At 71.1% G+C, this 10,117-nt stretch carries 9 protein-coding genes and 1 other RNA gene; 3 read left to right on the forward strand and 7 right to left on the reverse strand.

The genetic code is table 11. From position 1 onward, the window contains the following. Positions 1–114: 114 nt before the first annotated feature. Positions 115–1,815, forward strand: coding sequence for an MBL fold metallo-hydrolase (locus BGO22_RS13355; RefSeq protein ID WP_070397226.1), 1,701 nt, complete (start codon positions 115–117; stop codon positions 1,813–1,815). 43 nt (positions 1,816–1,858) lie between these two features. On the opposite strand, the gene BGO22_RS13360 is transcribed toward BGO22_RS13355, so the two are convergent. From BGO22_RS13360 to BGO22_RS13375, 4 genes are all read right to left on the reverse strand, one after another. Next, positions 1,859–2,410 (reverse strand): outer membrane beta-barrel protein, encoded by a 552-nt coding sequence (locus BGO22_RS13360; protein WP_286851245.1) that lies wholly within the window; start codon positions 2,408–2,410, stop codon positions 1,859–1,861. 115 nt (positions 2,411–2,525) lie between these two features. Next, an RNA gene (rnpB, locus tag BGO22_RS13365) (RNase P RNA component class A) lies at positions 2,526–2,885 on the reverse strand. Positions 2,886–2,908: 23 nt separating this feature from the next. Continuing rightward, complete coding sequence (locus BGO22_RS13370) at positions 2,909–4,264, reverse strand: MATE family efflux transporter (RefSeq protein ID WP_070397224.1); 1,356 nt, start codon at positions 4,262–4,264, stop codon at positions 2,909–2,911. A 23-nt stretch (positions 4,265–4,287) separates the two neighbouring features. After that, complete coding sequence (locus BGO22_RS13375) at positions 4,288–4,869, reverse strand: DUF2239 family protein (protein WP_070397223.1); 582 nt, start codon at positions 4,867–4,869, stop codon at positions 4,288–4,290. Between the two features lie 118 nt (positions 4,870–4,987). Here BGO22_RS13375 and BGO22_RS13380 point away from each other — a divergent pair, with 118 nt between their 5' ends. Both BGO22_RS13380 and BGO22_RS13385 read left to right on the forward strand, forming a co-directional pair. Further along, positions 4,988–6,856, forward strand: a complete 1,869-nt coding sequence (locus tag BGO22_RS13380; RefSeq protein WP_286851247.1) for an NAD(P)/FAD-dependent oxidoreductase — start codon at positions 4,988–4,990, stop codon at positions 6,854–6,856. A 50-nt stretch (positions 6,857–6,906) separates the two neighbouring features. Then, complete coding sequence (locus tag BGO22_RS13385; protein WP_070397221.1) at positions 6,907–7,617, forward strand: glycine zipper 2TM domain-containing protein; 711 nt, start codon at positions 6,907–6,909, stop codon at positions 7,615–7,617. Between the two features lie 75 nt (positions 7,618–7,692). On the opposite strand, the gene htpX is transcribed toward BGO22_RS13385, so the two are convergent. The 3 genes from htpX to BGO22_RS13400 all read right to left on the reverse strand — a co-directional run. Further along, positions 7,693–8,562 (reverse strand): protease HtpX, encoded by an 870-nt coding sequence (gene htpX, locus BGO22_RS13390; RefSeq protein WP_070397220.1) that lies wholly within the window; start codon positions 8,560–8,562, stop codon positions 7,693–7,695. Between the two features lie 133 nt (positions 8,563–8,695). Continuing rightward, positions 8,696–9,433, reverse strand: coding sequence for a DUF3025 domain-containing protein (locus tag BGO22_RS13395; RefSeq protein WP_286851250.1), 738 nt, complete (start codon positions 9,431–9,433; stop codon positions 8,696–8,698). A 14-nt stretch (positions 9,434–9,447) separates the two neighbouring features. Beyond that, positions 9,448–10,117 (reverse strand): dihydroorotase (locus BGO22_RS13400; protein WP_286851253.1); only part of this gene is annotated, 670 nt, incomplete at its 5' end.

A 10,117-nucleotide genomic window follows, 5' to 3' on the forward strand; every position in this document is an offset into this window, starting at 1 on the left:
CGCGCCTTGCATCTTGGTGAAGCGGATCCGCATGGAGGCGGATTATCCGCGTTGCCCGCGGCCCCTGACGCGCGCACGACGCAAGACCGTGCCGCCCTCCCCCACAATCCCGCCATGGTCCGCCCCACCCAACTCCTGCACCCGCCCCGCCCTGCCGCGCCGCTGCGCCCCGCCGCCACCGTGCTGCTGCTGCGCGACGGACCCGATGGTGTCGAGGTTCTGATGACCCGCCGCTCCATGACGGCCAGCTTCGCGCCCGGCGCCTACGTGTTCCCGGGTGGCGGCATCGACGCCGCCGACGCCCAGGCCTTCGGCGCCGCCGCGCGCCGCCCCACACAGACCGACCTGCGCCTGACCCAGGCCATCGCCGCCATCCGCGAGAGCTTCGAGGAGTTGGGCGTGCTGCTCGCGCGCCGCGCCGACGGCGGCTGGGCCACGGCCGAGGACATCGCCGCGCTCGACCGAAAAGCCCCCTTCGCGCCGCAATGCACCGCGCGCGGGCTCAAGCTGGCGGCCGACGAGGTCTTCGTGCTCGCCCACTGGATCACCGACCGCGACCTCTCGCGCCGCTTCGATGTGCCGTTCCTCATCGCGCGCATGCCCGAGGGCCAGGAGCCCGTGGCCGACGAGAGCGAGCAGTTCGAGCCCCTGTGGGTGCGCCCGGCCGACGCGCTGGCGCGCCACGCCGCCGGCCAGTTTTTCATCATCTTCCCGACCATCCGCACGCTGGAGCGCCTGCAGGCCCACGCCTCGGTGCAAGCGGTGCTGGACGCCTGCGCCGCGCACGACGAACCACTGTGGACCAGCTGCCCGCGCGCCGGCCTGGTCCGGGGCCGCGAGTCGCGCCACATGGAACACGAGCCGCCCTTCGGTGAGCTGGCCCTGGTCTGCCCCGACGGCCAGATCGTGCACCCGCTGGACTGGCAGCACGAACAGCCGGTGCCGCTGCTCAAGCAGGTGATGCGCCTGACCGCGCCCAACAGCGGCGTCATGACCGGCCCCGGCACCAACAGCTACATCGTGGGCGACCCGGCCAGCGGCTACATCGCCATCGACCCGGGCCCGGACGACGGCGCGCACATCGAACGCCTGTGGCGCGCCTGCGGCGCCGACCTGCGCGCCATCGTCTGCACGCACTCGCACCCCGACCACTCGCCTGGCGCCGCGCGCCTGCAGACCCTGTGCGTGCAGGCCGGCGCCACGCGCCCACCCATCCTCGGGCTGGCCAGCGCGGCCACCGCACGCGAGAACAGCCGCTTCACGCCCGACCGCGCGCTGGCCGACGGCGAGCGCCTGGCGCTGCAGGCGCCCGACGGCACCACGCACACGCTGATGGCCGTGCACACGCCCGGCCACGCGGCCAACCACCTGTGCCTGGTGCTGCTGGAAGACGGCCTGCTGTTCTCGGGCGACCACATCCTCAATGGCAGCACCACGGTGATCGACCCGCCCGACGGCGACATGAGCGCCTACCTGGCGTCGCTGGACCGCCTGGCCGCGCTGTGCGACGAACAGGGCATCGAATTCATCCTGCCCGCGCACGGCCACGTGCTGGGCGACCTGCGGCGCACGGCCGACAACCCCTCGGCGCCGGTGGAGGGCGGCGCGCGGCGCGCCATCGACCAGCTCAAGGCGCACCGGCTCGCGCGCGAGGCCAAGATCGCGCGCGCCATGCAGGTCCGCCCCGACGGCGGCCTGGACGACTGGGTGCCGCTGGCCTACGACGACGTGCCCGAGCGCCTGTGGCCGGTGGCGCGGCGCTCGCTGCTCGCCCACGTGGAGCGCATCCGCGCCCTGGGCGGCTTCAACGCCTGAGGACGGCGGCCAGGCCGCTGGCGGCCTGGCCTGCGCCGCGCGCTCAGAAGCGCCGGCCGTACACGATGCCCACGCCCTCGGCCTTGACGCCGTCCTTGTCGTGGTAGTTCATCCAGTTGGCCTGCAGGTAGGACACCGGGCTCAGGTGGACATTGACCCCCAGGCCGTAGGCCGTGTCGGTGCCGGTGTCGTCCCGGTTGATGCCGCCCGCCGACAGCTCCAGCTTGGTCCGCGCCACGCCCACGCGCCCGAACAGCTCGACCCGCTCGCCCAGCGGCAGCGTCGGCTTGAGGAACAGGCCGTAGGTGCTGGGCACCTTGGCATCGATGCCCGTGTTCACGCCATTGAGCTTGATCTCGTCCTTCATCACGCCGCCGGCCACATGGCCTTCGACGGACAGAAACGGCCACAGGCGGTAGCCCAGCGTGCCCGTGAGCAGGCCGGGCTTGGCCTCGGCGCTCAGGGGGCCGTCCTTGGCGGTGATCTTCAGCTGCGACAAGCCGATCTCGCCGTACAGCTTCGGGTCGGACGGGGACTGGACCTGCTGGGCGGAGGCGGCGCTGGCCAGCCCCGCCGCGAGCAGGGAAACGAGCATGGTTCTGCTGAGGTGCGTCATGTGCGGTCCTTTCGGTCAAAAACCCTCCGGGACCGATAGGGCAAACGCCGTACCTGGCCGCTGGCGCGGCCGGCACATGACGGCAGGAAGAAAAGTGTGAAGCGCGCCGGTACGCCGGATTCTGTGCGCCCCGGTTGCCCGGAACGTGACCGCCATTCCTCTGGGCCGCCGGTCACCCGAACGGCTCGATGCCACCTACCCGCCAGCTCCGCGGAGCCACATCAACGCTGGCCTATTTGGTGTTGCTGCGCGTAGAGATTGCCCGTTTCACCCGGTCCGGGTTGCCCCGGACCGACTCGTCTCTGTTGCTCTGATCCTCACCTTAGGGCCCCGCGGGCGAACCCTCGGGGCTTGTCGGTGGAGAGGTGTTACCTCCTACGCTGCCCTGCGCAGTCCGGACGTTCCTCCAGCACACCCTTTCGGGTCTTGTGCCAGCGGCGGTCTGGCGCGCTTCACGGACGCGATTATCCCGCGTCCTCAGATCAGTCGCTCGATGCGGCGGTGCCGCCAGACAAAGCGGTAGAACGCCGTCTGCAGCAGCAGCATCGCCACGTAGGCCACGGGGAAAGCCAGCCAGATGCCCGGCAGGCCGAGCCGCGCGTCCAGCAGCCAGGCGGCGGGTAGCTGCACGCCCAGGATGCAGAAGATGGAGATCGCCATGGGCACCATCACCACGCCACTGGCGCGCATCAACCCGCCGACGATGGCCTGGAAACCAAAGACCAGGATGCTCCACAGCATGATGTGCAGCAGGTGCTCGGCCTGCAGCCGCACCTCGGCCTGCGTGAGAAACAGCCCCAGCAGGTGGTGCGACAGCCCGTAGCCGAGCAGCACCAAGGCGCCGGTGAGCACCAGGTTGAGCCACAAGCCGGTGCGCAGGATGGCGCCGAGCCGGTCGACCCGGCCCGCACCGATGGACTGCGCCGCCAGGATGGAGGTGGTGATGGCGATGGACAGCGCCGGGAACTGCACGTAGTTCACCACCTGCGTGACCGCGCCGTAGGCCGCCGTGGCCTGCGATCCGTGGCCGTTGACCAGCGCCAGGATGACCAGCTCCGAGACGGAGATCACCACCATCTGCACGCCCGTGGGCAGGCCGATGCGCATCACCTTGCCGAGGATGGCGCGGTCCAGCCGCAGCGCGGCCCGCATCTCGGCGTCGAAGGCCATCACGCTGCCCTGGCGCGCCAGGCGCCAGCCCAGGAACACCAGCGCCAGCGCGTAGGACACCAGGCCCGCGTAGGCCGCGCTTTGAATGCCCAGCGGCGGCAGGCCCAGCCAGCCCTTGATGAGCGCCGGCGTGAGCAACAGCCCCAGCACCGTGGACATCAGCAGCGCCAGCAGCGGCGAGACCGTGTCGCTGATGCCGCGCAGCAGCTGCGTGAACAGGATGAACACCAGCAGCAGCGGCATGATCAGCAGCATCACGCGCGCGTAGGCCACGGCGTCGTCCAACACGTCCAGCGGCGTGCCCAGGGCCTGCATGGCGGGCCGCGCGAACGCCACGCCCAGCGCGGCGGCCACCAGACCGATCAGCGCCCCCAGCATCAGCGCCGTGCCGGCGATGGCCTTCACCTTGTGCGGCTCGCGCGCGCCCCAGGCTTGGCCGATCAGCACCGAGGCGCCCGCGCCCAGGCCGATCACCAGCGAGATGAAAAAGAACACGATGGGGAACATGCCCGAGACGGCCGCCAGCGCGTGCGTGCCGAGCATCTGCCCAATGAAGATGCCGTTGAGCGTGCCCGACAGCCCTTGCAGGATGTTGGACAGCACCATGGGCACGAGGAACACGAGATAGACCCGCCAGAGCGGGCCTTGTGTGGAGGGAGGCATGGGAAGGGTCCGGAAAGGGTGGATCAGTCGTTGGGGTCGGCGTCGGGATCGGCGGGGCCGGTGGCCATGAAGGCCTCGCGCGCCAGCCAGCTGGCGTGCGCCTGCACGTCCGGCGGCCAGGGCGCGATCTGGCGGGCGAAGGCCTCGGCGTCGTGCGCGAACAGCGCGCGCGCGGCCTCCTCGAAGCCGGGAAAGCCGCCTGCGATGGCGCTCATGAAGCGGTAGGCGCGTTCGGTGGCCTCGCGCCGCGCGTCGCGGCCGGCGTGCACGCGACGCGCTTCGTCGACCAGCCGGCGCAGCGCGGCCGAGGCGCCGCCGGGCTGGCGGGCCAGCCAGTCCCAGTGGCGGGGCAGCAGCGTCACCTCGCGCGCCACCACGCCCAGGCGCGGCCGGCCCACCTGCGGCGCGGCGGCGACAGGGGCATCGGGCGGCGGGGCCGGGAAAGGGTAGTCGACGAGCGCACCACTGGCGTCGTCGAACACCAGCAGGCCACCAGCCGACAGGTCCAGCGCGCCCAAGGCGCGGGCGACCTCGTCGCATGCGCCGAAAGCCACGCGCCGCGCGCCCAGGAAGGCGGTGCACCGGGAGGGAGATTTTGCAGACATGGTCGAAATTATACCCGGGTATTTTTATTTTGCCCGGATCAATTCAAAACCGGGTCGGGCGCGGGATTGGGGACAATGCGCGGCTTCGTCTGCTTGATCGCCACAAGCCCCACGACCCATGATCCGCATCGCCGAACTCAAACTCCCCCTGGCCGAGGTGCCGGCCGAAGCGCGCCGCGCCGCCGACGCGCCCAGCGAAACCGAGGCCGACCGCGCGCCGCCACCGCACCCGGTGCAGGCGCTCACCCGACTGGCCGCGCAGGCCCTGGGCATCGACCCCGCCGCCATCGCCGCGCTGACGGTCTTCAAGCGCAGCTTCGACGCCCGCAAGGCCGAGCTGCTGGCGGTCTACATCGTCGATGTGGCCCTCGCCGACGCCTCGGCGGAGCCGGGTTTGCTGTCGCGCCACGCCCAAAACCCGCATGTGCGTGCTACGCCCGACATGTCGTGGACCGCGCCCGGCCACGCGCCCGAGGGGTTTCCGCGCACCGGGGACGAGCGCCCCGTGGTGGTGGGCCTCGGCCCCTGCGGTCTGTTCGCGGCGCTCGCCCTGGCGCAGATGGGCTTGCGGCCCATCGTGCTGGAGCGCGGCAAGCCCGTGCGCGAGCGCACCCGGGACACCTGGGGCCTGTGGCGCCGCCGCGTGCTGAACCCGCAGAGCAACGTGCAGTTCGGCGAAGGCGGCGCGGGCCTGTTCTCCGACGGCAAGCTCTACAGCCAGATCAAAGACCCGCGTTTCTTCGGCCGCAAGGTGATGAACGAGTTTGTCGACGCGGGCGCGCCGGGCGAAATCCTCTACACCGCGCACCCGCACATCGGCACCTTCAAGCTCGTGAAGGTGGTGGAGGCCATGCGCGAAAAAATCATCGCCCTGGGCGGCGAGATCCGTTTCCAGCACCAGCTCACGGGCCTGGTCACCGAGGGCGATGGCGCCGCGCGGCGCGTGCGCGCCCTGCGCGTGCACCGGCTCGACACGGACGAGCACCTGGAGTTGCCCGCGCGGCGCTTGGTGCTGGCGCTGGGCCACAGCTCGCGCGACACCTTTGCCTGGCTCTGGGACCAGGGCGTGGCCATGGAAGCCAAGCCTTTCTCGGTGGGTTTCCGCATCGAACACCCGCAAAGCCTGATCGACCGCGCCCGCTGGGGCCGCCACGCCGGCCACCCGCTGCTCGGCGCGGCCGACTACAAGCTCGTGCACCACGCGAAAAACGGCCGCGCGGTCTACAGCTTCTGCATGTGCCCGGGCGGCACGGTGGTGGCGGCCACGTCCGAGCCCGGGCGCGTGGTCACCAACGGCATGAGCCAATACTCACGCGCCGAGCGCAACGCCAATTCGGGCCTGGTGGTCGGCATCGAGCCCAACGACTACCCGCAGCGCTTTCCGCAGGACACGCCGCTGTGGACCGCCGCCTTCGGCGAAGCCGACGGCGCGCGCTACGCCGCCCAGGCCGAGACCCTGCGCGCCCAAGGCCGTCACCACCCACTGGCCGGCGTGGTGCTGCAGCGCCAGCTGGAGAGCCGCGCCTACGAACTCGGCGGCAGCGACTACAGCGCGCCCGGCCAGCGCGTGGGCGACTTCCTCGCCGCGCGGCCCAGCACCGCGCTGGGCGAGGTCGAACCCTCCTACAAGCCCGGCCTGCACCTCACCGACCTCGCGCCCTCGCTGCCGGCCTACGCCATCGAGGCCATCCGCGAAGCCCTGCCCGCCTTCGGCCGCCAGATCCGCGGCTACGACCTGCCGGACGCCCTGCTCACCGGCGTGGAAACACGCACCTCTGCGCCGCTGCGCATTCACCGCGACGAAGGCCTGCAAAGCCCGAACACGCGCGGCCTGTACCCGGCGGGCGAAGGCGCGGGTTACGCCGGCGGCATCCTGTCGGCCGGCGTGGACGGCCTGAAAGTGGCCGAGGCCCTGGCCCGGGACCTGCTCGGCCTGCCGCCCGTCGGGGGCTTTACAAAAAATGACAAGCTTGGCACGCCGGCTTGACGTCCCAGGCGCAGCATGCAGCTTCCCCATTCCTCTTTCAGGAGCCTTCCGTGAACACCCCCCGATCGCTCGTCTGGCTTCCCCTGGCGGCCGCGCTGGCCGCCGCCACCGGCGCGGCCCACGCCCAGGAAGCGCAAGGCCGCGTCATCAGCAGCACACCCATCATCCAGCAGGTGGCCGTGCCGCGCGATGTCTGCTCCGATCAGCAGGTGACCTACCCGGGCCGCAAGTCGGGCGCCGGCGCGGTGCTGGGCGCCATCGCGGGCGGCGCGGCGGGCAACGCCATCGGTGATGGCAGCGGCCGCGCCGCGGCCACCGTCATCGGCCTCATCGGCGGCGCCATGCTGGGCAACCGCATCGAAGGCTCCAGCCCGCCGCAGACCGAGATCGTGCGCAACTGCGGCACGCAGACGTTCTACGAGCCCCGCACCGTGGCCTACGACGTGGTCTACGAGTACGCCGGTCAGCAGTACCGCACCCAGATGGCGCAAGACCCGGGCCGTTACGTGCGCCTGAACGTCACGCCCGTGGACGCCATGCCCCCGCCGCCCCCCGCCTACCCTTCGCGCCCGCAGGTGCGCTACGAAACGCCGGAGCCGCCCGTGGTGTACAGCGACGGCTACGCGCCGGGCTACTCCAACATCTCCACCGAGGTCGTGATCATTGGCGGCCAGCGCTACTTCCGGCCCCCGGGCTGGCGCGGCCACCCCGGTCCGGGCTACCACGACCACGGCTACCCCCGCTTCGAGCGCAACCGCTGAGTTCTTCCGCCACCCGGCGGCTCAAGAAAAAGGCCACCCCAGGGTGGCCTTTTTTGCCGGGCGCTCGCGGCGCGATCAGCCTTGCTGCAGCGCGGCGATGCGCTCTTCGATCGGCGGGTGGGTGCTGAACAGCTTGCCCAGGCCACCGGTGATGCCCAGGGCCTGCATGGTCTTGGGCAGTTCGCCGGGCGTGAGGCCACCCAGGCGGGCCAGGGCATTGATCATGGGCTGCTTGCGGCCCATCAGCTGCGCGGCGCCGGCGTCGGCCCGGAACTCGCGCTGGCGGCTGAACCAGGCCACGATGATGGCGGCCAGGAAGCCCAGCACGATGTCCATCACGATGGTGGTGACCATGTAACCGATGCCGGGGCCCGAGTTGCTGTCGCTGCCGCGGCGCAGGAAGCTGTCCACCGCGTAGCCGATGACACGCGACAGGAACACCACGAAGGTGTTCATCACGCCCTGGATCAGCGTCATGGTGACCATGTCGCCGTTGGCCACGTGCGCGACCTCGTGGCCGATCACGGCCTCGACCTCTTCGCGCGTCATGTTCTGCAGCAGGCCGGTGGACACGGCGACCAGCGCGCTGTTCTTGAAGGCGCCGGTGGCAAAGGCGTTGGGCGCGCCCTCGAAGATGGCCACCTCGGGCATGCCGATGCCCGCCTTGTCGGCGAATTTCTGCACCGTCTGCACGATCCAGGCTTCGTCGGCCGTCTGCGGTTGGTTGATCACGCGCGCGCCGGTGCTGAACTTGGCCATGGGCTTGCTGATGAGCAGCGAGATGATCGCGCCGCCGAAGCCGATGACGAGCGAGAAGCCCGCTAGCGCCGTCATGTTCAGGCCGTTGGCGGTGAGGAAACGGTCCACGCCGAGGATGCGCGTGGTGATGAGCAACACCGCCATCACGGCGACGTTGGTCAGGACGAACAGCAGGATGCGTTTCATGTGTGCTCCGTTAGGCGCCGGCGCGTGGGGGCCGGCTGCGCCACTGACCCGGTTTCGGGCCTTCAGGTTCCCGGTGCCAGGTCAAGGGCAGCGGATGATACCGGCACCGAAAGTGGGGTTGATGGCGCCGGTTTCAAGCCGCGCGCGGCGGACGGAACACCGCCGCATCGGCGTAGAACGCGGGGTCGGCGTTGCCGTCCCGCCAGCCCGGCACGCCCAGCACGGGCAGCGGCGTGAAGGGTTTGGCGCGCAGCCGCGCGGCGTCCAGTTGCGCGGCCAGCCAGGCGTCCCAGGCCGCGAGGTCGTCGCCCAGCGACTGGGGCACGGGCAGCGCCAACACGTGCGCGGTGATGGATTTGTAAGGCCGGGCCAGCTTTTCCAGCAGCGCATGCCCGAAGGGCAGCAGCCGCGCGCGCGCCCAAGCCCCCCGCTGCGCGACGAACAGCTCGGTCCAGTCGCGCGCCCGCAGGGCCCGCCACAGCGGCTCGGGGGCCTGCAGCAGGGCTGCGTTCTCGTCGAACAGGGTGATGGCGTCGCGCAGCGGCCCGCGCACCGCGCCCACGCCGTCGGCCGCGATGGCCTGGGCCTGCAGGCGGTTGAGTTGGCGCTTGCTCGCGGGAAAGCGGTGCCAGATCAGCCCATTGAACAGGTCGTGAAGGTTCTCGCGCGTGGGCACGCTGGCCGTGGCGGCGATGAAGGCCTCATAGGCCTGGCCCTCGGGCAAGGCCGATTGGGACACGGCGCGCAGCGGACCCGGCGCATGCCGGTTCAGGGCCTCGGGCAGGGGCAGGCCCTGCGCCTGCGCGGCCTGCACCGCACGGCCCGCCTCGGCCACGGAGGCGAACCACGGGGCCGACCAGTGAATGGCCATGCCGTCGCCAGCGTTCAGGCCAGCAGCCGCCAGCGCAGCGCCTCGCCCGCGCGCAGGGGCTTGAGTTCGGCCTCGCCGAAGGCATAGGACTCGGGCGGCGTCCAGGTCTCGCGCCGCAGCGTGACCGTGCCGGCGTTGCGCGGCAGGCCATAGAAGTCGGGCCCGTGGAAGCTGGCGAAGCCCTCGAGCTTGTCCAGCGCGCCGGCGGCTTCGAAGGCTTCGGCGTACAGCTCCATGGCCGCGTGCGCCGTGTAGCAGCCCGCGCAGCCCACCGCGTGCTCCTTCAGGTGCGCGGGGTGCGGCGCGCTGTCGGTGCCCAGGAAAAAGCGGTCGCTGCCACTGGTGGCGGCCTGCACCAGGGCCACGCGGTGCGTCTCGCGCTTGAGCACGGGCAGGCAGTAGTAGTGCGGACGGATGCCGCCCAGGAAGATGGCGTTGCGGTTGTAGAGCAGGTGGTGCGCGGTGATGGTGGCCGCCGTGTGCGGACCCGCACCGGCCACGTACTGCGCGGCTTCCTTGGTGGTGATGTGCTCCATCACGATCTTCAGTTCGGGGAAGTCGCGGCGCAGGGGGATCAGCACCTGGTCGATGAACACCGCCTCGCGGTCGAACAGGTCGATGTCGGCGGACGTGACCTCGCCATGCACCAGCAGCTTGAGGCCTTCGCGCTGCATGGCCTCCAGG

This window comes from Hydrogenophaga sp. 70-12 (assembly GCF_001897365.1).
GTDB lineage: Bacteria > Pseudomonadota > Gammaproteobacteria > Burkholderiales > Burkholderiaceae_C > Hydrogenophaga > Hydrogenophaga borbori.

Excerpts from the sequence above, each read along its gene's own strand:
- BGO22_RS13370 (WP_070397224.1), bottom strand. The coding sequence starts at position 4,264 with ATGCCTCCCTCCACACAAGGCCCGCTCTGGCGGGTCTATCTCGTGTTC.
- BGO22_RS13380 (WP_286851247.1), top strand. The coding sequence starts at position 4,988 with ATGATCCGCATCGCCGAACTCAAACTCCCCCTGGCCGAGGTGCCGGCC.
- BGO22_RS13375 (WP_070397223.1), bottom strand. The coding sequence starts at position 4,869 with ATGTCTGCAAAATCTCCCTCCCGGTGCACCGCCTTCCTGGGCGCGCGG.
- htpX (WP_070397220.1), bottom strand. The coding sequence starts at position 8,562 with ATGAAACGCATCCTGCTGTTCGTCCTGACCAACGTCGCCGTGATGGCG.
- BGO22_RS13355 (WP_070397226.1), top strand. The coding sequence starts at position 115 with ATGGTCCGCCCCACCCAACTCCTGCACCCGCCCCGCCCTGCCGCGCCG.
- BGO22_RS13395 (WP_286851250.1), bottom strand. The coding sequence starts at position 9,433 with ATGGCCATTCACTGGTCGGCCCCGTGGTTCGCCTCCGTGGCCGAGGCG.
- BGO22_RS13360 (WP_286851245.1), bottom strand. The coding sequence starts at position 2,410 with ATGCTCGTTTCCCTGCTCGCGGCGGGGCTGGCCAGCGCCGCCTCCGCC.